Annotated in this window: 19 protein-coding genes; 15 read left to right on the top strand and 4 right to left on the bottom strand. The window is 73.2% G+C overall.

The window, feature by feature from the left end; all coding sequences use genetic code 11:
- Positions 1-27: 27 nt before the first annotated feature.
- The 7 genes from F7Q99_RS07305 (at position 28) to F7Q99_RS07275 (ending at position 6,000) form a co-directional block, all read left to right on the top strand.
- Positions 28-981, top strand: a complete 954-nt coding sequence (locus F7Q99_RS07305) for an SPFH domain-containing protein (RefSeq protein ID WP_153460567.1) — start codon at positions 28-30, stop codon at positions 979-981.
- Positions 982-989: 8 nt separating this feature from the next.
- Positions 990-1,217 carry a hypothetical protein gene (locus tag F7Q99_RS07300; RefSeq protein ID WP_326846374.1) on the top strand — a complete coding sequence of 76 codons (228 nt, stop codon included), beginning with the start codon at positions 990-992 and terminating at the stop codon, positions 1,215-1,217.
- A 229-nt stretch (positions 1,218-1,446) separates the two neighbouring features.
- Positions 1,447-2,349, top strand: a complete 903-nt coding sequence (locus tag F7Q99_RS07295; RefSeq protein ID WP_153460566.1) for an ABC transporter ATP-binding protein — start codon at positions 1,447-1,449, stop codon at positions 2,347-2,349.
- Positions 2,350-2,379: 30 nt separating this feature from the next.
- Entirely contained in the window at positions 2,380-3,129 is a 750-nt protein-coding gene (locus F7Q99_RS07290; RefSeq protein ID WP_326846373.1) for an ABC transporter permease, read from the top strand.
- Positions 3,126-4,415, top strand: coding sequence for a sensor histidine kinase (locus F7Q99_RS07285; protein WP_153465909.1), 1,290 nt, complete (start codon positions 3,126-3,128; stop codon positions 4,413-4,415). Before F7Q99_RS07290 ends, F7Q99_RS07285 begins: the two co-directional genes overlap by 4 nt.
- A 10-nt stretch (positions 4,416-4,425) precedes the next feature.
- Complete coding sequence (locus F7Q99_RS07280; protein WP_326846372.1) at positions 4,426-5,073, top strand: response regulator transcription factor; 648 nt, start codon at positions 4,426-4,428, stop codon at positions 5,071-5,073.
- Positions 5,074-5,091: 18 nt separating this feature from the next.
- On the top strand, positions 5,092-6,000 hold the full coding sequence (locus F7Q99_RS07275; RefSeq protein ID WP_153460565.1) for a 1-aminocyclopropane-1-carboxylate deaminase/D-cysteine desulfhydrase: 909 nt from the start codon (positions 5,092-5,094) through the stop codon (positions 5,998-6,000).
- Here F7Q99_RS07275 and F7Q99_RS07270 read toward each other — a convergent pair whose 3' ends face one another.
- Positions 6,001-6,948, bottom strand: a complete 948-nt coding sequence (locus F7Q99_RS07270; RefSeq protein WP_195911010.1) for an FkbM family methyltransferase — start codon at positions 6,946-6,948, stop codon at positions 6,001-6,003.
- A 392-nt stretch (positions 6,949-7,340) separates the two neighbouring features.
- Here F7Q99_RS07270 and F7Q99_RS07265 point away from each other — a divergent pair, with 392 nt between their 5' ends.
- The 6 genes from F7Q99_RS07265 (at position 7,341) to F7Q99_RS07245 (ending at position 16,782) form a co-directional block, all read left to right on the top strand.
- On the top strand, positions 7,341-8,042 hold the full coding sequence (locus F7Q99_RS07265) for a hypothetical protein (protein ID WP_153460563.1): 702 nt from the start codon (positions 7,341-7,343) through the stop codon (positions 8,040-8,042).
- 82 nt (positions 8,043-8,124) lie between these two features.
- Entirely contained in the window at positions 8,125-10,269 is a 2,145-nt protein-coding gene (locus F7Q99_RS43065) for a glycosyltransferase (RefSeq protein ID WP_195911009.1), read from the top strand.
- Positions 10,270-10,273: 4 nt separating this feature from the next.
- Positions 10,274-11,404: a glycosyltransferase family 4 protein gene (locus tag F7Q99_RS07255; RefSeq protein ID WP_153460561.1), complete on the top strand. Its 1,131-nt coding sequence runs from the start codon at positions 10,274-10,276 to the stop codon at positions 11,402-11,404.
- Between the two features lie 83 nt (positions 11,405-11,487).
- Positions 11,488-15,276, top strand: coding sequence for a hypothetical protein (locus F7Q99_RS40325; RefSeq protein WP_195911008.1), 3,789 nt, complete (start codon positions 11,488-11,490; stop codon positions 15,274-15,276).
- Positions 15,212-15,997, top strand: a complete 786-nt coding sequence (locus F7Q99_RS07250) for a glycosyltransferase (RefSeq protein WP_195911007.1) — start codon at positions 15,212-15,214, stop codon at positions 15,995-15,997. The genes F7Q99_RS40325 and F7Q99_RS07250 overlap by 65 nt, the downstream gene beginning before the upstream one ends.
- Positions 15,994-16,782, top strand: a complete 789-nt coding sequence (locus F7Q99_RS07245; RefSeq protein WP_153460559.1) for a class E sortase — start codon at positions 15,994-15,996, stop codon at positions 16,780-16,782. The genes F7Q99_RS07250 and F7Q99_RS07245 overlap by 4 nt, the downstream gene beginning before the upstream one ends.
- Positions 16,783-16,812: 30 nt before the next feature.
- On the opposite strand, the gene F7Q99_RS07240 is transcribed toward F7Q99_RS07245, so the two are convergent.
- Positions 16,813-18,327: an LCP family protein gene (locus tag F7Q99_RS07240; RefSeq protein ID WP_230210171.1), complete on the bottom strand. Its 1,515-nt coding sequence runs from the start codon at positions 18,325-18,327 to the stop codon at positions 16,813-16,815.
- Between the two features lie 118 nt (positions 18,328-18,445).
- Positions 18,446-18,913: a MarR family winged helix-turn-helix transcriptional regulator gene (locus F7Q99_RS07235; RefSeq protein ID WP_153460557.1), complete on the bottom strand. Its 468-nt coding sequence runs from the start codon at positions 18,911-18,913 to the stop codon at positions 18,446-18,448.
- Between the two features lie 137 nt (positions 18,914-19,050).
- On the opposite strand from F7Q99_RS07235, the gene F7Q99_RS07230 reads away from it, so the two are divergent.
- Positions 19,051-20,076 carry an NADP-dependent oxidoreductase gene (locus tag F7Q99_RS07230; RefSeq protein WP_153460556.1) on the top strand — a complete coding sequence of 342 codons (1,026 nt, stop codon included), beginning with the start codon at positions 19,051-19,053 and terminating at the stop codon, positions 20,074-20,076.
- A 352-nt stretch (positions 20,077-20,428) separates the two neighbouring features.
- The gene (locus F7Q99_RS07225) at positions 20,429-20,923 is read left to right on the top strand and encodes a DUF3145 domain-containing protein (RefSeq protein ID WP_326846371.1); all 495 of its coding nucleotides are present in this window, start codon (positions 20,429-20,431) and stop codon (positions 20,921-20,923) included.
- Between the two features lie 60 nt (positions 20,924-20,983).
- Here F7Q99_RS07225 and fabF read toward each other — a convergent pair whose 3' ends face one another.
- The gene (gene fabF / locus F7Q99_RS07220) at positions 20,984-22,249 is read right to left on the bottom strand and encodes a beta-ketoacyl-ACP synthase II (protein WP_326846370.1); all 1,266 of its coding nucleotides are present in this window, start codon (positions 22,247-22,249) and stop codon (positions 20,984-20,986) included.
- Between the last annotated feature and the right edge of the window lie 23 nt (positions 22,250-22,272).

The raw sequence follows: 22,272 nt of genomic DNA, 5'->3' as shown, positions 1-22,272 counted from the left end.
GAATCACTCGCTGGAGGAGTCGGTCCCATGACCACACCGCGTATCCCCGTCGAAGAAGAAGACGGCCCTGCCCTGGACCTCCCGGCCCCCAAGATCACCGAACGCGTCATCACCGCGGCCGCCGGCCTGCCGGTGCTCGTGAGCGGACTGCTCGGCCTGGTCGCGGGAGTCGGGTCGATGATCGCCGGCGGCGTGCAGATCTCCGGCGGCGCCAAGGGTGTGGGCGTCGCCCTGGTGATAGCCGGGCCGGTGCTCGCGCTGGCCTCGCTGCTGACGCTCTGCGGCCTCACCGTGGTCTCGCCCGGCGAGGCCCGGGTGGTCCAGCTGCTCGGCAACTACCGCGGCACCATCCGTGCCGAGGGCCTGAGCTGGCTGAACCCGTTCACCAGCCGCCGCCGGATCTCCACCCGGATCCGCAACCACGAGACCGAGACCACCAAGGTCAACGACGCGGACGGCAACCCGATCGAGATGGCCGCCGTCGTCGTCTGGCAGGTCGAGGACACCGCCAAGGCCGTGTTCGAGGTGGACGACTACACCGACTTCGTCGCCATCCAGACCGAGACGGCCGTCCGGCACATCGCCAGCAGCTACCCGTACGACGCCCACCACGAGGGGCAGTTGTCGCTGCGCGACGGCGCGGACGAGGTCACCCGCAAGCTCTCCGCCGAGATCGCCGCCCGGGTCGTCTCGGCCGGCGTCCGGGTCGTCGAGTCCCGGATCACCCGGCTCGCCTACGCGCCCGAGGTCGCCCAGGTGATGCTCCAGCGGCAGCAGGCCGGGGCCGTGGTCGCGGCTCGTCGGCTGATCGTCGAGGGCGCCGTCGGTATGGTCGAGGAGGCCCTGGACCGGCTTGCCGAGCGCGACGTCGTCGAACTGGACGAGGAGCGCAAGGCGGCCATGGTGAGCAACCTCCTGGTGGTGCTCTGCGGCGACCGCGGCACCCAGCCGGTCGTGAACACGGGCTCCCTCTACCAGTAAGGAGCGGCGTGGCGACCGAGCGGAAGAAGATCCTGCTGCGGCTGGACCCGGCGGTGCACGACGCGCTGGCCCGGTGGGCGGCGGACGAACTGCGCAGTACGAACGCACAGATCGAGTTCCTGCTCCGACGCGCCCTCACCGAAGCGGGGCGGATGCCCGGCGGCGCGGCCCGCCTCCCCAGGCGCGGCCGCCCTCCCAAGGAGAGCCCGGAACCCGGCGATCCCGACGCTGGATGACCGGGCGGCCCACCACACCCGCCCGACTGCGCATCGAGCCCGGTCGCCGATCCCGGCGGCCGGGCTCCCTGCTGCCTGGGCACCGGCCCCATCCACCGATCGGTTGATTCCCCGTCCACCGCATCCACCGGCCGGCCTGACCGTCCGGTCGATCCGCCGCAACGGCCCCGCGCGGGAAGCTCGTTGCAGGCCGGGAGAACGCCCGGAACGAGCGGGAGGGAGCGGCGCGATGGCCGTGATCGAGGTGGCGGGGCTGCGGAAGGCGTACGGGCGACGCCAGGTGCTGGAGGACGTGTCCTTCACCGTGGAGCGCGGCGAGGTGTTCGGCCTGCTCGGCCCGAACGGCGCCGGCAAGACCACCGCCGTCGAGTGCTGCGAGGGCCTGCGCCGGGCCGACGGCGGGACCGTCCGCGTGCTCGGGCTGGACCCGGTCCGCGACGCGTACCGGCTGCGCACCCGGATCGGCATCCAGATCCAACAGGCCCGGCTGCAGAGCGCGTTGCGCGTCGGCGAGGCGTTGGAGCTGTACGCCGCCCTCTACCCGAACCCGCGCGACCGGCGGGAGCTGCTGGACGAGTGGGGGCTCGCCGGCGAGGTCCGGACGCCCTTCGACAAGCTCTCCGGCGGCCAGCGCCAGCGGCTGTTCATCGCGCTCGCCCTGGTCGGCAACCCCGAGGTGGCGTTCCTGGACGAGCTGACGACCGCGCTCGACCCGCAGGGCCGCCGCGACACCTGGGACCTGATCCGCCGCATCCGCGACAACGGCGTGACGGTCGTGCTGGTCTCTCACTTCATGGACGAGGTCGAGGCGCTCTGCGACCGGGCCGCCGTCCTGGACGGCGGGCGGATCGTCGCCGCCGGCACCCCGGCCGAACTGGTCGCCCGCTCGGGCGCCCGCGGCACGCTGGGCTTCCGTCCGACCGCGCCGCTGGACACCGCCCGACTGGCGGCCCTGCCCGGGGTGACCGGGGTCGAGGAGCGGGACGGCCGGATCGAGGTCACCGGCGTCGGGTCCTTCGCCGACGAGGTCACCGGGCTGCTCGCCCGCGAGGGGATCGTCGTCACCGGCCTGCGCATCCGCGAGCACAGCCTCGACGACGCCTACCTCGCCCTGACCCGCCACGACGCCTGACCCGCCACCACTCCCGAGGGGACCACTACCGTGAACCACACCGTCCTCGCCGTGCGCCGCCTGGCGGCCGTCGAGGCCCGCCTGTTCCTCCGCGACCCGCTGACCGCCTTCTTCAGCCTCGCCTTCCCGGTCACGCTGCTGATCGTCCTGGGCTCCATCCCGGCCCTGCGCCGGACCTCGCCCGACCTGCACGGCATGAGCACCATCCAGCTGTACGCGCCGATCCTGGCCGTCTTCACCCTGCTGTTGCTCGGCCTCAACGGCCTGCCGTCGCTGCTCGCCGCCTACCGCGAACGCGGCGTGCTGCGCCGCATGTCGGCGAGCCCGGTCCGCCCGGGGCTGCTGTTCGCCGCGCTGCTCCCGCTGTACGTCGGCATCGCGGCCGTCTCGGTGCTGCTGGTCGTCGTCGCGGGGCTCGCCCTCGGCGTCACGCTGCCGCGTCAACCGCTGGGCTTCCTGCTGGCGTTCGTGCTCGCCGCCGCCGCCCTGATGTCCGTCGGCCTGCTGATCGCCGCGTTCGTCCCGTCCGCCAAGGCCGGGAACGCGGCCGGCGCGCTGGCCTTCTTCCCGATGATGTTCTTCTCCGGGATCTGGCTGCCGCGCGACATGTCGCCGGCCCTGCTCAACCGGATCGGCGACTTCACCCCCAGCGGCGCCGCCGTCCAGACCCTGCAGGACGCCTGGGCCGGGCACTTCCCGCACCTGGTGGGCCTGCTCACACTCGCGGCGTACGCCCTGCTCGCGGCCACCGCGGCTGCCAAGCTGTTCCGGTGGGAATGATCAAGGAGCACGCGGCAGACGAGCGCACGCTCGGCGCCTGGCAGCAGCGGCTGGACCGGGCCGCCGGCCTGCTCGGCTACGTCGCGCTGCTGGTCGCCACCGCCCTCGCCCTGCTGGTCCCCGTACCGACCGCGCGCTCCGCCCGGGTCACCCTCCCGGCCGCGGCCGCCGCCCTGCTCTGGCTGCTGCTGCGCTCGGCGTTGGACCGCCGCCCCGGACCGGACGGGCGGGCGCGGTACGGCGGCGCCCACTTCCTCGGCTTGCTCGCGGTGACCACCGTCCTGGTGCTGGACAACCCGATCTACGGCTTCTTCGCCTTCACCGGCTACCTGCACGCCAGCCGGTACCTGGAGGAGCGGGCCCGGGTGGTGGGCACGGCGGCCGCCGCAGTGCCCACCACGCTCGCCCAGACCGGCGGGGTCCTGCCCACCAGCGGCACGCAGGCCGGTGGATTCCTGGCCGTTCTCGCCTTCAACCTGGTGGTGGTCGGGATCCTCCTCGCGCTGAGCGAGGTCGCCGACCGGCTGAGCCGGCGCCGCAAGGAGGCCAACGCCGAACTCGCCGAGGCCAACCGGCTGTTGACCGAGATGCTGGCCGAGAACGCCGGACTGCACGCCCAACTGCTGGTCCAGGCCCGCGAGGCCGGGGCCGCCGACGAACGCCGCCGGCTCGCCCGGGAGATGCACGACACCGTCGCCCAGGGCCTGGCCGGCATCGTCACCCAGCTCCAGGCCGCCGACCAGGCCCGCGAGCAGCACGCCCCGGCCAAGCAGTGGCAGCGCCACCTCGACAGCGCCGCCGCGCTCGCTCGGGAGAGCCTCACCCAGGCCCGCCGGGCCGTCCACGCGCTGCGCCCGCTGGAGCTGGAGCGGGCGGCCCTGCCGGAGGCGCTGGCCGAGCTGGTCGAGCAGTGGCGGGAGCGCAACAGCGCCGCCGCCGGGCTGACCGTGACCGGCGAGGCCCGCCCGCTGCACCCCGAGGTCGAGGTGACGCTGCTGCGGATAGCCCAGGAGTCGCTGGCCAACGCCGCCAAGTACGCCCGGGCCTCCCGGATCGGGCTGACCCTCTCGTACATGCCCGACCTGGTCACCCTGGACGTCCGGGACGACGGCGTCGGCTTCGACCCGGCCGCCGAGCCCGCCTCCCGGGCCACCGGCGGCGGCTACGGACTGACCGTGATGCGCCGCCGCGCCGAACGCCTCGCCGGGCGGCTCGACCTGGAGACCGAACCGGGCGCCGGCACCACGGTGTCCGCGACCCTGCCGGCGATCAGCACCGAGGAATGAGGAGGAGCCCGTGGAGGACGCACCGATCCGGCTGCTGCTGGTGGACGACCACCCCGTGGTCCGGGACGGGCTGCGCGGCATGTTCGCCGCCGCCCCCGGCTTCGAGGTGGTCGGCGAGGCCGGGGACGGCGCCGAGGCGCTGCCGCTGATCGCCGCGCTGCGCCCGGACGTGGTGCTGATGGACCTGCGGATGCCGCGGATGGACGGCGTCACGACGATCCGCACGATGGCCGAGCGCGGCCTGCCCGGGCGGGTCCTGGTGCTCACCACGTACGACACCGACGCGGACGTGCTGCCCGCCGTCCGGGCCGGCGCCACCGGCTACCTGCTCAAGGACGCGGCCCGGGAGGAGCTGTTCCACGCCGTCCGTGCGGCCGCCCGCGGCGCCTCGGTGATCGCGCCGACGGTGGCCGCCAAGCTGCTCGGCCAGGTCCGGGAGCCGGTCCGGGAGGCGCTCAGCCGGCGTGAGGTGGAGGTGCTGGAGCTGGTCGCCTCCGGGGCGACCAACCGGGAGGCCGCGGCCCGGCTGTTCATCAGCGAGGCCACCGTCAAGACCCACCTGATCCACATCTACACCAAGCTCGACGTCAAGGACCGCGCCTCCGCCGTCGCGGCCGCCTACAACCTGGGCCTGCTCACCCCGACCGGTCGTGCGTAGGGCCCGTATGCTGGCCGGATGCTCGAACCCGCCCTGCTGCCGACCCCGCTGGTGGACTGCACCGACGCGGCGCTCGCCCGGGCCGGGGTGGAGCTGCGGCTGAAGCGGGACGACCTGCTCCACCCGACCGTCCCCGGCAACAAGTGGCGCAAGCTGGCGCCCAACCTGGCGGCCGCGGTCGAGCAGGGCCACACCCGGCTGCTGACCTTCGGCGGCGCCTACTCCACCCATCTGCGCGCGGTCGCCGTGGCCGCCGCGGCGCTGGGCCTGACGAGCGTCGGGCTGGTGCGCGGCGAGGAGCTGGCCGACCGTCCGCGCAACTGGTCCCTGCGGGCGGCCGAGGACGCCGGGATGGAGCTCGCCTTCCTCTCCCGCGCGGAGTACCGCGAGGCGACCGGCCGCGGCGGGACGGACACGACGGACGGGCTCCAGCGCCGCTGGGGCCCGTGCCTGGTGCTCCCCGAGGGCGGCTCCAACGCCCTGGCCGCGATGGGCGCCGCGGCGATCCCGGCCGAGCTGCCCGACCTCGGCACGCACGACGTGGTCTGCTGCCCGGTCGGCACCGGCGCCACCCTGGCCGGGATCGCGGCAGGCTTGCCGCCCGGTGCCCGGGCCCTCGGTGTGGCGGTGCTGCGCGGCGGCGCCGGCTACCTGGAGGGCGAGGTCGCCAGGCTCCACCGGGCAGCGTACGGCCGGGAGTTCGGCAACTGGCGGATCGACCACGGGCACCACGGCGGCGGCTACGGCAAGGTCCCGGCCGAACTGGCCGACTTCGCGGACTCCTTCGAGCGCCGCCAGGGGATCGCTCTGGAACGGCGCTACGTGGCCAAGCTCCTCGCCGCCCTGTACGACCTGGCCGCCGCGGGCGCCTTCCCGCAGGGCACCCGCCTGACCGCCGTCGTCACCGGCCTGCCCGACCCCGCGTAGCTACGCCCGGGAGACGAGCCGCCGTTCCTGGCGCTCGCCGTAGCGCGAAGCCCAGTCGGCGAACAGCCGCCGGTGCTCCGGGCGGACCGCGGCCACCACGTTGACCAGGCGGGCCCGGTAGCGGGCCGCCAGCAGATCCTCCGGCGCGCAGGACAGCACCCTGCGCCGGCTCTCCTCGATGATGTGGATCTCGTCGTAGGTCTCGGCCAGCAGATCCACGAACTCGCGTGCGGCGAAGCCGCACCTGCGCAGCTGCGGCACGCTGAACTCGATCAGGAGAGCGGGCCGGTCCTCGGCGATGGTGCGGCGGGCGCCGCGCAGCACATGCCCGTCGTAGCCCTCCACGTCGATCTTGAGGACGTCGACCGGGTGCCGCTCGCCACGTTGCGCGAACACCTCGGGAAGGCAGGTGTCCAGGGAGACCTGTGGCACCGTCAGGCCGGATCCTCCGTCGACCGCGACCGAGTGCAGGCCGACGTCGTCCGCCACCCGGAGCGTCGCGGTACCGGGGACGTCCCCGACCGCCACCGGCTCGATCACCGCGTCCGCCACGTTGCCGGCGCCGTTGCGACGAAGGTTGGCCTTGAGTCTGGCCAGATTTCCCGGCTCCGGTTCGAAAGCCACCAGAACTCCGCCGGAGTCAAGATGACGCACCGCCAGGCAGCTGTAAATCCCCAGATTGGCGCCGACGTCGACCACCGTCCTGCTCTGCGCGCAGAGCTTTTCGAACAGTTCGAGCTCGATGCTCTCGTAGAAGCCGCCGAACAGGCCTGCGGCGATCGAGGCGCTGCTGGTCGGAACCGTCAACGCCAGCCCGCGGAAATCGGCCGTCACATCGCCGGAACCGTGGCCGAACCTGACGAGCCGGCGCAGGGCGATGCCGGACAGCGGAAGCTGGCCGATGGCGGTGCCCTTGAGGCAGGCTCTCCCGGCCCGGATGACTGCCATGGTCGCGCGCCTTCTGATCTCCATGTGTCCCTCTCTCTGGGATGGTCGCCGGATCCGCGTGCCATCATTCGCCCGGCGCAGTGCCGGTCGATGGCGAACACACCGGGGTGGGCGGCATTCTCTGAAATTCCCCCGCGCGCATCAGTTCGAGGGCTCGATTCCATGCTCGACTTGAGGATTTGATCGAGCGCGAGTTCGCATCTGTTCCGGGGCGCTTCGAGGATCTTTGACGGCGGTGGATTCACGCTCGCGCTGCTCGGTTGGAATTACTTTGTGAGGTCTTCCGGGGGACAGGCCGAAGCTGCGCGACTGCGGGGCGGGTCGGATGTCTAAGGCTGAGAGGGCTGCCCGGGCATTCGCCTGGGCGGTTGGACATCCAGTCAGGAGAACTGATGAAGAATCAGCTACGCGTCGGCCTGGTCCGCTGCGGTGCGGTGGCCCTTGCCATCGCGGCCGGAACCGTCGGTGCGAGCGGCCAGGCCCTGGCCGCCGTGCCGCAGCTGGCCGACAAGGCGCCGGCGGTCGGCAGCTACCCGGTGTACAACGGCAGCCTGACGGCCAGTGGGCCCACGACCGGCCTGCTGCCCGGCTCCCAGGTCACCGTCTCGGGTGGCGGGTTCGCGCCCGGCGCGTCCGTCGACCTGTCCCTCTACTCGGTGCGGGTGGGCCTGGGCACCGCCACGGCCGACGGCGCCGGCAACTTCACCTACACCGTGACGCTGCCGTACGAGCTGAAGCCCGGCGTTCACACCATCCAGGGCGTCGGCGCCGACGCTCGGGGCGGCACCCTGATCGAGACCCTCCAGATCACGGTCGCGCCCTACCCGCACAACGAGCACCCGTACCCGCACCCGCCGCACAAGGAGGGGGCGGAGCACAAGGAGCACGGGAAGGACCCCGACAAGCCCGCCGCCTCGCACGGCGAGCACTCGGGCAAGCACCTGGCCGAGACGGGTGCGGACACGGCGACCCAGCCGGCGGACCGCGGCCTGGGCATCTCCCCGGCAGCGGCGGCCGTCGCCGGCCTCGGGGCTGTCGGAGCGATCGGTGCCTCGGTGCTGGGGCGTCGGACGTACCGCAGGACGCGTGGCTGAGCGTCAGAATCCGATGACGCACAATCAGGTACGTGCAGAGTGCGTGCCAGCCCAGGACACCGCTGCCCGAATCACCCCCAAGGTGGGTCAGGCAGCGGGTCCTGAGGGGCTGAACGTCCCTCCCGCTCACGGCCGCTGGCGTCGGAGTGCCGCTGCCGGCGGGGCGCTGCTCGCGCTCTCCGGCGGCGCAGACCTGTTGCTCCAGGCGGTGGCCAGCCGGAATCTGGGCACCGCCCAGTACAGCGGGCTCGCCGCGCTGCTCGCCGTCCTCGCGGCGATGGGGGTGGCGCTGGCCGCCGTACAGACCGTGCTCGCCGCCTCGGTGGTGCGGCACACCGAGCGCGCCGAGGCGGTGGACCCGCTCCCGCTGCTGCGCCGTGCGGTGGCGCTCGCCGCACTCGTGGCCCTGTTCCTGGCACCGGCGGCCTGGCCGCTGGCCCGGGCACTGCACTTCGACGGGCCGCTGCCGGTTCTGCTCGTGGACCTCTTCCTCGTCCCGAGCACGGCCTGCGTGGTGCTCTGGGCGCAGACGTACGGCGTGCGCGGCCTGCCCGGCGTAGGCGTCCCGGTCGCCGCGGGCGGCCTGGTGCGGCTGGCCGCGGGCGTGTCGGCACTGTGGAACGGAGGTGGAATCTGCGGGGTCGTCGCGGCGACGGTGCTCGGCGAGAGCGTCACCGCGGTGCTGCTGCTGGCCGGCCTGCGACGGATCGGGCAGGGCCCGCGGCTGCACACCGGCGCGGTGCTGCGGCTGCCTCCGCGCGCCGCCGTGGCGGGGGTCGCCACCTTCGCCGGGCTGTGGGCGCTCACCGGGATCGACGTCGTGTGCGCCCGTACCTGGCTGCCCGCCGACCAGGCCGGCAGCTACTGTGCCGCGGCCCTGCTGGCCAAGGCGACGCTCTTCGCGGCGAACCTGATCGTGCTGTTCCTCCTGCGCAAGATGGCCTCGGGCGACGACAGGGCGGCCGGTCGGGCCCTCGGTTCGGGGCTGGCCGCCGCCGCCCTGGCCGGAACCGCCGTGACCGGTCTGCTGGCGCTCGGCGGCCGGACCGTGGTCCCGCTGGTGTTCGGCCCGGGCTACCGGATCGAGCCGCTGCTGGGGCTGCTGCTCGGCATCTGCGCCGCCCTGCTGCTGGCGCTGACCGTGCTTCTCCACTATCACGCCACCAACGGCACCTCGGTCAGCGGCGGTTGGGTCGGCGCGCTTGCCTTCCCGGTGCTGGTGGCCGTGTTCTCCCGGACGGCGTCGGGCATCGCCGCCGCCCACGGCGTGGCGGCCGGGATCGCCGTGCTCTGCGCCCTGCCCGGCACGGGCACGGCGCGCCGGCGCGAGGCCGGTGCCGGGGTGGCCCCGGCGCGGACGGGCGAGCAGTCCGTCCTCCGGCCGCCGCACCCGCTCGCCCGAGCCGCGGACCTCGACGTCAGCATCGTCATCCCCTACTACAACCCGGGGCTCGCGGTGCGGCACCAGGTGGCCGACGTGCTGCGGGTGCTGGACGGCTACGGCGTCCCGTACGAGGTGGTGGCGGTCGCCGACGGCTGCACGGACGGCAGCGAGTGGCTGCTGGCGGATCTGGAGCACCCCAATTTGCGCCGGATCGGCTACCCCGTGAACGCGGGCAAGGGCGCGGCGGTGCGGACCGGGTTCGAGCTCTGCCGCGGCCGGTGGGTCGGCTTCATCGACGCCGACGGGGATCTTCCCGCCGATCTCCTTCCGATGGTGCTGGACGCCGCGCGCGACCAGGACGCCGACGCGGTGATCGGCACGAAGTGGCAGCAGTCCAGCACGTTCTCACCGGAGCTCGGCATCGGACGGTGGATCTGCTCGCACGTCTACCGCTGGGTGACCCAGCTGCTCTTCCGGCTTCCGGTCACGGACACCCAGACCGGGCTGAAGGTGTTCCGGAGGGAGGCCCTCGCCGAGCTGCTCCCGCGCTGCCAGGAGGACCGCTTCGTCTTCGACCTGGAGATCCTCGCCCTGCTGTACCGCCACCGGTACCGGCGGATCGCCGAGGTGCCGGTGCGCTTCAAGCCGCGTTCGTGCAGCACGGTGTGTGCGGCGGCCGTCTTCCTCATGGTGGCCGACACCGTGCGTCTGAGCGTGCGCCTGCACCGGCCGCCCAGGCCCGGCGTCGTCAGGTCGCGCCCGGCGTCCGGCAACTCCTACCACCAGACCGCCCCGGCCGACCCGCAGTCAGCTCTGCGGCCGGTCCCCGACGCGCTGAGCTGAGGCCATGCGAATCTGCCTGTTCAACTGGAAGGACTGCGCCCATCCGACCGCCGGGGGCGCCGAGACGTACACCCGGGAGGTGCTCACCCGCTGGGCGGCCGCCGGGCACCAGGTCACCTGGTTCGCCGGTGCGGTCGACGGGGCGCCCGAGCAGGAGCGGCGCGAGGGCGTGACGGTGGTGCGCCGGGGCGGGAAGCTGGGGGTCTACGCGGCTGCCCGCGCCTGGTACGCCAGACACGGGGCGGGCCGCTTCGACCTGCTCATCGACGAGGTCAACACCAGGCCGTTCGGTTGCGCCAGCTGGGCCGGCGGGACGCCGGTGGTCGCACTGGTGCACCAGGTGGCCCGTGAGATCTGGTCGGCCGAGTTCCCGCCTCCCCTGTCGTGGGCCGGACGGTACCTGGCGGAGCCCCTCTGGTTGCACTCGCTTCGCCGCACCCCGGTCCTGACGGTGTCCGCCTCCAGCTCGGACTCCCTGCGCGAGTACGGGATCCGGGACATCTGGCTGGTCCCGGAGGGCATCTCCAGGCGGCCGCGTCCCGCCATCCCCCGCCAGGCGCGGCCCACCGTGATCAGCGTGGGCCGGCTGGCTCCGGTCAAGCAGGTGGACCACGCCATCGAGGCGTTCCGCCGGCTGCGCCGCGACCTGCCCGCGGCGCAGCTGTGGATCGTCGGGGACGGGCCGCAGCGCGAGCGGCTGGAGCGCACGGCGCCCGAGGGCGTGACCTTCCACGGCCGCGTTTCCGACGAGGTCCGTGACCGGCTGCTGGCCGAGTCGCACGTGCTGGTCGCCACGTCGCTGCGGGAGGGCTGGGCCCTGGTGGTGGACGAGGCGGCCGCCATGGGCGTGCCGACGATCGGCTACGACCGGCCCGGCCTGCGCGACTCGGTGCCGGCGGCCGGCGGGGTGCTCGTGCCTCCCAATCCGCGGGCGCTCGCGGCGACCCTGGCGCGAAAACTGCCCGGGCTGGTCGCCGAGCCGGCGGAGCAGGGCTGGCCGGGCGGGGCGGTGTCCTGGGACGAACTGGCCGACCGGTTCCTGGCCACCGCCCTCCAGGCCGCCGGGCTGCTGGGAAGGGAATCCGGCACCGGGCACGCCGCATCCCTGGAGCACGTGTCGGGACGGCAGCATTGATCGCGGGCAGTGACACCACCTCGGATGCGACGCACGGTGCGGCGGGACAGGCGATTCCTCACCCGACGCACCGTGCGGTCGTCATGTTCCTGACTCTCCTCCGAAGGGCCGCCGCGGCCACGGCCGGCTGGGCGCACCGGCACCGGGACGTGCTGGTGCGCTACGCACTGCCGGCGGCGGCCGGGGCGGCCCTTCCGGTCAGCTGGTACCGGCCGGGCCACCACTTCGCCACCGGAGACGTCGGGCCGTTCGTACGGGCCAACCTCACCGCGGAGCTGGGCAGCATCTGGGGGCACCAGACCATCGGCGCGGGCGGGCCGTCCTACGAGGTCGCCCGGCTTCCCGACGTGGTGCTGATCAAGCTGTGCGAGCTGACCGGCCTCGGTGCGCCGTTCGCCCAGCTGCTGTTGTACGCGCTGATCCTCGGTGCGGCGGCGGCCGGGACCTCCTACCTCGCGTCCTGCTGGCTCTCCCGGCCGGTGGCGGCGGCCAGCGCGGGCGTGCTGTCCGTCGTCAACGCCTATCAGCTGGTCTCCCTGCTGAATCCCCTCCCGGCTCTGGCCGGCGCGCTGACGGCCTTCCTCGGCGGGCACCTCCTGCGCGCGGCCCAGGGCAGGCGGGTCAGGGTCCGGACGGTCGCGCTGACCACGCTTCCGCTGTGCTACCTCGGGATGAATCCCCCGCTGCTGGCCGTCGTCGCGCTCGGCGTCGTCGCGCTCGGCGCGGCGTGCGTGCCGCTGACCGGGGGACGGCTGCGCCCCGTCCTCGTCCTGGTGCTTCGGGCCGCGCCGGTGGCCCTCGGCCTGCAACTGTGGTGGCTCGTTCCGGAGCTCGTCACCCTTCAGGGCGGCGGCGGGGGCACCTCGTTCAGCGCGCAGACCAATGTGCAGGCCTGGACGTGGACCCAGGCCCGCAACACGCTCGGCAACATCGTCGCGCTCAACGCGCACTGGGGCTGGAGCCACCCCGAGTACTACCCGTTCGCCCCGGCCATGGACCGGCAGCCCTGGGCGGCCCTGCGCTGGGCGGTGCCGCTCCTCGCGCTGCTCGGTGCCGCGCTCCCGCCGGGGTCGCGCCGGACCAAGTGGGCGATGCGCGGGCTCGCCGCCGTCGGCGGGGTGCTGGTCCTGCTCTGCAAGGGCCTGCACTCGCCGCTTGCCGGCCTCAACGGCTGGCTGTACAGCCACGTTCCGGGCATGTGGCTGTTCCGCGAACCGATGAGCAAGTTCGGCGTGCTGCTCGTCCTGGTCGTGGCGCTGCTGGCCGGTGCGGCCGTGCAGCGGGCACTGGACGAGGTGCCGACCGCGTCCTCCCGGTGGCGTGGCTGGTCGACGGCCGTCACGGGCACGCTGGTGGCCGTTGCCATCGCCTACCCCTGGCCGCTGTGGACGGGGGCCCTGGTCAGCTGGCCGCGCCCGCCGCTGCCCTCGGCGTCGGTGGCCGTCCCGGCACCGTGGCTGGAGATCGCGAAGCGGGCCAACACGTCCGGTGCGCCCGGGAAGGTGCTCGAACTTCCGCTGCAGAGCTACTACCAGTCGCTCACCACCTGGGGTTACCACGGCGCCGACACCGTGCCCCAGCAGCTGCTCACCCGGCCGCTCCTCCAGCGGCTGCCCGGCGGATACTTCGACTCCTCGCCCCGGCTCGCGGAGCTGCTGACCCTGGTGGAGCAGAGCCTCGGCGACGGCGAGACCGACACCGCGATCGGCGCGCTGCGGGCCCTCGACGTCGGCCAGGTGATCATCCGCCACGACCTGACGACCACGCCCGGAGACCTGCCGACCGCCGATGCGGACAAGCTCGGCGCGGCGCTCGCCGCGCTGCCCGGTGTCCGGCGCAGCGATGCCACCGAGGTCGCCGATCTCTACGAACTCCCTGCCCCGGCACGGCAGGTGGACTCCCTGGTGCTCAACCGGCCGACGGACGCGAAGGCGGCCGCCGAAGCCGCCGCCAAGGGTGCTGCCACCACCGACGACCCGACGGCACCCGTCGACGGCGCGCGCCTGGCCTTCACGACCACCGGATCCCAGTCCGTCGATCTACGGCGGGCCGGAGACTACCGGGTCTCGCTCGCGCGGCCGGTACCGACCAGCTACCTGCCCGAGTACCGCAGCGAGCGGGGCTCGTCCGAGGTGCTGCTCTCCGAGGCCCAGAAGATCGTGATCGACGGCGCCGCGCTCCCGACCGGTCCGGCCCTGCGGATTCCGCTCACCGGCCGCACCGACACGAAGCCGGCCGCGCTGCTGGTCGGCCAGACCATGCACCCCTGGCAGCCGGGCGTGCCGGTGGGAGTGGGGCTCGGGGAGTCGGTCGCGGTCGCGGTGCCCGACGGCGGCAACCTCGTCGCCGACCAGTCCAGGCAGTCCGACGGAGGCTGCGGCGGCGAGCATCCGGGCCGGCCGGTGGAGCGGGGTGCGGACGGCAGCTGGTCCGTCCGTGCCGTTTCGGGCACCTCCTGCATCACGTTGCCGCTGCGCGCCGTCCCCGACGACGGCCTGCTGTCCGTCTCGCTGACCTATCGCACGGTGAGTGGCGACGGCCCCCGGGTCTGTCTCTGGCAGGCCGGGCCGGACACCTGCGCGACGGCCCGCCGACTGCCCGCCGACCCGGGTTGGCAGACCTGGACCGCCGCGGTCCGCGTGGAGCCCGGTACCGACTCCCTCAGGCTGTACGGCTACGCCGACGGAGTGGGGAGCCAGCCCGGCATCGTGGAGTACCGCGACCCCGTGGCCACGGCGTTGAGGGTGGCGGGCAGTGTGAAGGCTCCTGCCTCGCCGCCAGCCGACGTGTCCTGGCACGCTGCCGCGGGTCGGCACGTGGTGGAGGGTGTGCAGCCCGAGCTCGACGGGTCCCGGCTGGCACTGAGCGGCCTGCAGGACTGCGGCCGGCGCGACGACCGGGGCTACCAGGCCACCGGGCTGTCGGCCGCCCGGCTCGGTGCGACCGGGGTCCGGCTGGAGGCCAAGGCCCATGCCGCCTGCGTCACGGTGCTGGCGGGCTCCGCCGACCCCGGCACCGCCGGCGGGACGGGCAGCTACCGGATCTCCCTGCGCTACCGGACGCTCTCCGGCAGCCCGGCCCGGCTCTGTCTCTGGCAGGACGGGCCGAACCGGTGCGCGCTCCTCCCGCACATGGTGGACAGCGCGCAGTGGAACAGCTTCGAGACGGTCCTGACCGTCCGGCCCGGAACCGTCGACACGGCTCTCTATCTTTACGCCGACGGGACCGAGGCCGGCACCACCGTGGTGGAGTACGACGACATCCGGTTCGCTCCCGTCGCTTCGCCGCTGACCGTCAAGATCGATCCCGACAAGCCGGCCGCCGCCACGGGTGGGCCGCGCCTCACCCGGATCGGAGCGGCCGACTACCGGGTCAACCTCGCGGGGGTGGACGGCGCGGCCGTCGTGGCGCTGCCGGAGTCCTCCGACACCCGCTGGCGGCTCACGGGACTGCCTGCCGGCTGGACCGCGCGCCCGGTCGAGGCGGACGGCTACCGCGCGGCCTGGCTGGTGAGCGGCAAGGGGGACGCCGAGCTTCGTGTCGACTTCGGCCCGGACCGGTGGTGGCGCTGGGCCGTCGGGTTGTCCGCCGTCCTGCTGCTGGCGATGGTCGAACCCCTGCTGCGGCACCGGTGGGGCGCCCGCCGGAGCCCGGCGGTCCTCGATGCCGAACCCGTACGAACCGCCCCCTCCAGTGCCGCGTCCGAGCGGTCTGGGCACGACTCCCCGGAGGCCTTGGATGATTCCTTCCCCCGCCAGGCGCCCGCTGATCTCGGTGGTCGTTCCGACCAGGGACAGCACGCCGCAGGTGACGAGACTGCTCGACTCGCTGGTGAGTCAGGACTGCCCCGGCGTGGAGGTGCTGGTGAATGAGGACGTCCGCTCCCGTGACTCCGTCCGGCGCGTGGCCCTGGCGTTCCAGGAGCGGGGGCTGGACGTGCGGGTGCTGCGTGACAACCCGTCGAGGGCGGCGGGCCGGCGCAGGGCGGCCGCCCAGGCGTCCGGGGCGGTGGTCCTGCACCTCGACTCCGACATGACGGCGAGCCCCGGACTGCTCGCGGAGTGCCGGCACCTGATCGACAGCCAGGAGTTCGACGCGCTGGTGATCCCCGAGGTGTCCGTGGGCGAGGGTTTCTGGGGCCGCTGCAAGGTGCTGGAGAAGCGCTGCTACACCGGCGACCAGAAGGTCGAGGCGCTGCGGTGTCTGCGCCGCGAGCTCTACGACCGGATCGGCGGGCACGACGAGGCCCTCGTCTGGGCGGAGGACAGGGACCTCGACCTGCGGGTGCGGGCCACCGGAGCACGGGTGGGTACGACCACCGGCGTCCTGGTGCACGACGAGGGGCGGACGACCCTGCGGGGGACGATGCGGAAGAAGGCGCGCTACGCGAGGACGGCCCGCTCCTACGCCGCCAAGCACCCCCGGGACTTCGCCGCCCAGGCCAGCCCCGCGCGGCTGGTGGGGCTGGCGGTGAGGGGCTGGCGCATCAGCCGGGATCCGTTGCTGGTGGGCGGCATGCTGCTGCTCAAGAGCTGTGAGTTCGCCGCCGTCGCGACCGCCCTGCTGGTTTCCGGCCGGGCTCCTCGCCGATGACCGCCCCCGCCCCCACTCCCGACGACGGCGGTGCCGGGCCCGGTGCCGAGGCCGGTGCCGTGCCGAGTGCCGAGCCCGCTGAGGCCGTGCGCGGGTACCGCTTGGACCGGCGGTGGATCGCCCTGTGCGTGGTGCTGTGCGCGGCGACCGGTGGGTTCCTGTTCCCCGAGGGCTCCGTGCCGGCAGGCTCCGGGAGCGAGCCCGGTCCGGCGCTCGTGCGGCAGCCGGTGCCCGTGCCGTCGGGCAAGCCGTCGCTGCCCCAGCCGTCCGCCAGCCCGGCGCCGAGCGGGACGAGCCGGAGCCCCGAGCCGCGCCCCACCCCGGGGCAGGACATCGCGGCCATCTCCATCCCGCACCTGGAGCAGCTGGGCCACCCGTACCGCTTCACGGTGAAGGAGGGCGTCGACAAGGCGTCGATCCTCAACACCGGCGCGGTGGGCCACTACGAGGACACCCAGTTGCCCGGGGAGGAGGGCAACTTCGGGCTGGCCGCGCACCGCAACACGCACGGGGAGCCGTTCCGCTACATCAACGAGCTACGGCCGGGGGACACCGTGCTGGTCGAGACGGCGTCGGCCTCGTACCAGTACGTCCTGGACCTGGAGCTGCCGCAGACGGGTGCCGACAACTACTCGGTGCTCGATCCGGTGCCGTCCCAGGGCGGTTACAACAAGCCGGGCAGGTACATCACCCTGACCACGTGCACGCCGGAGTTCACCTCGAAGTACCGGCTGATCTGGTGGGGGCACCTCGAGCGCGTCGCCAAGGGGACGGGCGGGTCGTGACGGTGTGCGGCGGCGGTACGTGGCAGCGGCTCAGCCGAAGGTGAGGTTGGCGCAGGGATCGGTGTCGGCGTTGCGGGAGTTCTCGGCTATGCCGGACGGGACGCCGCTCGGCGTGGCGCCGGGCGTGGACGGGGCCGAGCTCGGGCTCAGACTCGGGCTCGGGCTCGGGCCGTCCACGGAGTTCAGCTGGGTGCCGGCGGGCCGGAAGTCGCGGCCGAGGGTGACGGTGATCGACTCGGCGCCCGGCTCCTCGACCGCCCGGGCCCCGGGGAAGAGCGCGGCCACCTGGTCGGCGGCGGCCTTCATCGCCGGGTCGTACGCGACCTCGGTCTGCAGCCGCCCGCCGGTGGTCGCGCCGAGCGAGACGTTCTGGAAGCCCCGGGCCTTGAGTGCCTCCGCGCCCGAGCCGGCCAGCCCGGAGGTGCCGACCCCGTTGACCACGACCACCGGCGCCGCGGCCTGCTCGGGGGTGAGCGGCGCGGTCGTGGCGGGCGTCGCGGTGGGGGAGGCGGTCGCCGCGCTCGTCCCGGCGGTGCTCTGCCCGTCCAGGGTGCGGTCCTCCTTCAGGAGCTTCCAGAGGGTGTTGGCGTCCGGTTGCACCAGCCGGACCCGCTCCCCGGCGAAGCGCCAGGGCGCGGTGACGAAGGTGACGTCGGAGAGCTTGATGTCCTGCACCGAGCGGGCGAAGTCCACCAGCTTCATCGCGGTGCCGAGCCCCTCGTCCACGGTGAGGGACTTGGTGGCCGCGTCGGCGAGCGGCAGCAGGGTGGGCAGCGAGAAGCCCTGGCCCTGGACCTTCTTGATCATCGAGGAGAGGAAGGCCTGCTGGCGCTTCATCCGGCCGATGTCGGAGCTGTCGCCGATGCCGTGGCGCGCCCGCAGGTAGTCCACGGCGGACTGCCCGGAGAGCTTCTGCAGGCCCTTCTTGAGGTGGATGCCGTACTCGTTGACGTCGTTGGGGACGCAGGCGTCCACGCCGCCGAGGGCCTCGGTCATCGCGGCGGCGCCCTTGAAGTCGACCACGACGGTGTGATCGATCCGCAGCCCGGTCAGCGCCTCCACGGTGTTCTGCGTGCAGGCGGGGTTGCCCTTGGCGAATTCCCCGATTGTGAAGGCCGAGTTGAACATCTGGTCGGTCTTCGGCGCGGTCCAGGTGCCGGTCGGCAGCTTGCAGGACGGGATGGTGACCAGGGTGTCCCGGGGTATCGAGACGCCGACGGCGTGCTTGTGGTCGGCGTAGACGTGCAGCAGGATCGCGGTGTCCGAGTGGCCGACGCCCTCGTCGCCGCCGCCGAGCGAGCTGTTGCCCTCGTCGCGGGTGTCGGAGCCGAGCAGCAGGACGTTGACCGGCACCTGGGCGCCCGGGGTGACCGGGACGGGGGCCGGCGGGCGCTCGGTGGCGACACCCCCCGCGTCGAAGGTGGTGATGTTGTGGTCCAGCCGGTGGTAGAACCAGGCGCCGGCGCCCACGACGGACAGCACCAGGACGGCGGCCAGGCCGATGGCGGTCCGCAGGAATCGCCGCCGGCGCGAGCTGCTGCTCATCGTTGGGAGGCCCCCGTCTTCGTCTGCTGCTGTTCGGTGCTCGAACATTAGACGTTTCGGGAGGGTGTTCGGTTACCTGCCAGGGGGGCCGGTTCGGCTCCCTAGGCTGTGACGCTGGTCACGCTCCGGGGCCGGAGGCGCCCACGAGCATCCGCCGGAGCAGGTCGCGCAGGACGGTCCGCTCGTCCGGGCCGAGCGCGGCGAGCGGCTCGCGGGCGAAGTGCAGCGACTCGCGCAGTTCCTCGGAGGCGGCGGCGCCGCTGCCGGTGGCGGCGACCAGCTTGACCCGGCGGTCCTGCCGGTCGGCCTCGCGGGTGACGAATCCGCGCGACTCCAGCCGGTCGACGATGCCGGTGATGTTGGACGGCTCGCAGCTCAGCGTCTGAGCGATCTGCCGCATCGGCATCGGCCCGCGCCGCAGCAGTGCGAGCACCTTGGCCTGGGCGCCCGTCAGCGACCGGGCGGCGGCGGCTTCCTCGTACTCGCGGTGGAAGAGCGCGACCAGGTTGGCCATGAGGTCGACGACCTCGCGGGTGATCTCGTCGGGCTGCTGCGGCGTGGCGGCCGCGGCCGGCTGCGTGTCCATGGGGAGGAGTCTACCTGAAAAGTTGACAAGCTGAACCTTTCATGTCCATCGTTACTTCAGTTGCTCAACCTTTCAGATGCACAGCGACATCCAGCGACCCGTCGGGGAACCGCCGAACACACAAGGAGCACACCCCCATGGCAGAGCAGGCAGCGCCCGCCACCGCCCGTGAATGGCACCTCGCCGCCCGTCCGCAGGGCTGGCCGGTCCCGACCGACTTCGCCCTCGTCGAGGCCCCGGTCCGCATCCCCGGCCCGGGCGAGATCCTGGTCCGCAACGCCTTCCTCTCGGTCGACCCGTACATGCGCGGCCGGATGAACGACGTGAAGTCCTACGTCCCGCCGTTCCAGCTCGGTGAGGCCATGGACGGCGGCGCGGTCGGCTACGTGGTCGCCTCCGAGGCCGAGGGCTTCGCCCCGGGTGACGCGGTCCTGCACGGGCTCGGCTGGCGCGAGTACGCGACCCTGGACGCCGGGCACGCGGTCAAGGTCGACCCGGCCGCCGCGCCGCTCTCCGCCTACCTGGGCGTGCTCGGCATGACCGGCCTGACCGCCTACGCCGGCCTGCTCGCCGTCGGCGGGCTCAAGGAGGGCGACAAGGTCTTCGTCTCCGGCGCGGCCGGCGCGGTCGGCTCGATGGTCGGCCAGATCGCGAAGCTCAAGGGTGCCTCGTTGGTGGTCGGTTCGGCCGGCTCGGCGGAGAAGGTCGCCAAGCTGGTGGAAGAGTACGGCTTCGACGCCGCCTTCAACTACAAGGACGCCCCGGTCGCCGAGCAGCTCGCGAAGGCCGCCCCGGACGGCATCGACCTCTACTTCGACAACGTCGGCGGCGACCACCTGGAGGCCGCGATCGGTGCGCTCAACGTGCACGGCCGCGCGGTGCTCTGCGGCGCGATCGCCCAGTACAACGAGACCGCCGCCCCCGCCGCTCCGCGCAACCTCGCGCTCGCGATCGGCAAGCGGCTGCGCCTGGAGGGCCTGCTGGTCCGCGACCACGCGGCGCTCCAGCCGCAGTTCGTCGCCGAGGTGGCCGGCTGGCTGGCCTCCGGCGAACTGCGCCACGAGGAAACCGTGGTGGACGGCTTCGAGCGCGCCGCCGACGCCTTCCTCGATCTGCTGCGCGGCGTCAACACGGGCAAGATGGTTGTCCGCCTGGACGCCTGACGTATCGTCAGACCGCAAACCACCCCGCCGCCACCCTCCGGGTGCGCGGGGCGGTTCGCATGGACGGCGCAGAAGATCCGGCCGCACTACCGCATTCCGGCCGGATCCGAAAGTGCGTCATCCATCCTGCGGGGCGGCGCGGTACGGTGGTCCCGCCCGGCGATGGGGCCGTTCGGGGGAGAGATCCGGCCGAGGGGTAGACCTCGTTGAGGATTCGACTAGCATTGAGCGAAAGCCTGTCCGTTTTGCTCAATTTAGTAGCTTAATGTCGGTTAACGTGGGTAACCGTGGATCTACTGCAGGCACGAGGCAGCTGGGGAAGGCGACCCTCGTCCACAGCCTGGAGGTCCCGGTGACGACACGTGGAGTTCTCTACATCCACTCCGCGCCCCGCGCGCTGTGCCCGCACGTCGAGTGGGCCGTCGCGGGGGTGCTCGGTGTGCGGGTGAACCTGGACTGGATCCGGCAGCCGGCCGCGCCCGGGCACTGGCGTGCCGAGTTCTCCTGGCAGGGCGAGCCCGGCACGGCCTCGAAGCTCGCCTCCGCGCTGCGCGGCTGGCAGTTGATGCGGTACGAGGTCACCAGCGAGCCCTGCGCCACGGCGGAGGGCGAGCGCTACAGCAGCACGCCCTCGCTCGGTATCTTCCACGCCGTCACGGGCATCCACGGGGACATCCTGATCCCCGAGGACCGGCTGCGCGCCGTCCTGCTGCGCGCCCGCAGCGAGGGCGCCGACCTGGAGACCGAGCTCTGCCGCCTGCTCGGCAAGCCCTGGGACGACGAACTGGAGCCGTTCCGCTACGCCGGCGAGGGCGCACCGGTGCGCTGGCTGCACCAGGTGGTCTGAAGAACGAACGAGAAGGGGCCGGCGCTCGCGAAGAGCGCCGGCCCCTTTCGTGCGATCCGATCAGTGGGTGCGGAAGGCCAGCACCACGTTGTGGCCGCCGAAGCCGAACGAGTTGTTCAGCGCCGCGATCCGGCCCTCGGGCAGCGTGCGGGCCTCGCCGCGCACGATGTCCGCGTCCACGTCGTCGTCCAGGTCCTCGACGTTGATGGTCGGCGGAGCGACCCGGTGGTACAGCGCCAGCACGGTGGCGACGGTCTCGATACCGCCGGCGCCGCCCAGCAGGTGACCGGTCATCGACTTGGTGGCCGAGATGGCGATGTGGTCCAGGTGCTCGCCGAGCTCCTTGCGCAGCGCCTTCAGCTCGGCGGTGTCACCCTGCGGGGTCGAGGTGGCGTGCGCGTTGACGTGCACGATCTCGGCCTTGTCGAGGGTGTTGCGGTCGAACAGGTCGGCCAGTGCGCGGGCCACCCCGGCGCCGGTCGGCTCCGGCTGGGCGATGTGGTGGGCGTCCGAGGACAGGCCCTGACCCACGGCCTCGCAGTAGATCCGGGCCCCGCGGGCCTCGGCGTGCTCGACCGACTCCAGCACGACCACGCCGGCGCCCTCGCCCAGCACGAAGCCGTCGCGGCCCTTGTCGTACGGGCGCGAGGCGCGCTCGGGCTCGTCGTTGTTCTTGGACATCGCCATCATGTTGGCGAACGCGGCGATCGGCAGCGGGTGGACCGCGGCCTCGGTGCCGCCGGCCACCACGACGTCGGCGCGGCCGCTGCGGATCATCTCGATCGCGTAGCCGATCGCCTCGGCGCCGGAGGCACAGGCGGAGACGGGGGTGTGCACACCCGCGCGGGCGCCGACCTCCAGACCGACGTTGGCCGCCGGGGAGTTGGGCATCAGCATCGGGACGGTGTGCGGGGAGACCTTGCGGGCGCCCTTCTCCTTCAGCACGTCGTACTGGTCGAGGAGGGTGGTCACGCCGCCGATGCCGGAGGCGATGACGGCGCCGAGGCGCTCGGGGGCGAGCTTGGAGGACTCGTCGGTGGCCGGCGTCTCGTAACCGGCGTCGGCCCAGGCCTCGCGGGCGGCGATCAGCGCGAACTGCGCGGAGCGGTCCAGCCGGCGGGCCAGCGGGCGGGGCAGGATCTCGCCCGGGTCGACCGCGGTGCGCGCGGCGATCTTGACGGGCAGGTCCTCGGCCCACTCCTCGGTCAGGGCCGCCACTCCGGAGCGCCCGGCGATCAGGTTCTCCCAGGTGGTGGCGGCGTCGCCGCCCAGCGGCGTGAAGGCGCCGATACCCGTGACGACCACGGTACGGTTTTCAGCGGTCACTGGTCTCTTCTTCTCTCACGTTG

The sequence above is a fragment of the Streptomyces kaniharaensis genome (genome assembly GCF_009569385.1).
Taxonomy (GTDB): Bacteria; Actinomycetota; Actinomycetes; order Streptomycetales; family Streptomycetaceae; genus Kitasatospora; species Kitasatospora kaniharaensis.
Note: the sequence above shows the minus strand (reverse complement) of the source record. Positions and strands in the feature narration are given on the sequence as shown.

Bases quoted from the DNA above. Each gene is read 5' to 3' on its own strand.
- F7Q99_RS07305 (WP_153460567.1), top strand. From the start codon at position 28: ATGACCACACCGCGTATCCCCGTCGAAGAAGAAGACGGCCCTGCCCTG.
- F7Q99_RS07295 (WP_153460566.1), top strand. From the start codon at position 1,447: ATGGCCGTGATCGAGGTGGCGGGGCTGCGGAAGGCGTACGGGCGACGC.
- F7Q99_RS07285 (WP_153465909.1), top strand. From the start codon at position 3,126: ATGATCAAGGAGCACGCGGCAGACGAGCGCACGCTCGGCGCCTGGCAG.
- F7Q99_RS07275 (WP_153460565.1), top strand. From the start codon at position 5,092: ATGCTCGAACCCGCCCTGCTGCCGACCCCGCTGGTGGACTGCACCGAC.
- F7Q99_RS07270 (WP_195911010.1), bottom strand. From the start codon at position 6,948: ATGGCAGTCATCCGGGCCGGGAGAGCCTGCCTCAAGGGCACCGCCATC.
- F7Q99_RS07265 (WP_153460563.1), top strand. From the start codon at position 7,341: ATGAAGAATCAGCTACGCGTCGGCCTGGTCCGCTGCGGTGCGGTGGCC.
- F7Q99_RS07255 (WP_153460561.1), top strand. From the start codon at position 10,274: ATGCGAATCTGCCTGTTCAACTGGAAGGACTGCGCCCATCCGACCGCC.
- F7Q99_RS40325 (WP_195911008.1), top strand. From the start codon at position 11,488: ATGTTCCTGACTCTCCTCCGAAGGGCCGCCGCGGCCACGGCCGGCTGG.
- F7Q99_RS07245 (WP_153460559.1), top strand. From the start codon at position 15,994: ATGACCGCCCCCGCCCCCACTCCCGACGACGGCGGTGCCGGGCCCGGT.
- F7Q99_RS07240 (WP_230210171.1), bottom strand. From the start codon at position 18,327: ATGAGCAGCAGCTCGCGCCGGCGGCGATTCCTGCGGACCGCCATCGGC.
- F7Q99_RS07235 (WP_153460557.1), bottom strand. From the start codon at position 18,913: ATGGACACGCAGCCGGCCGCGGCCGCCACGCCGCAGCAGCCCGACGAG.
- F7Q99_RS07230 (WP_153460556.1), top strand. From the start codon at position 19,051: ATGGCAGAGCAGGCAGCGCCCGCCACCGCCCGTGAATGGCACCTCGCC.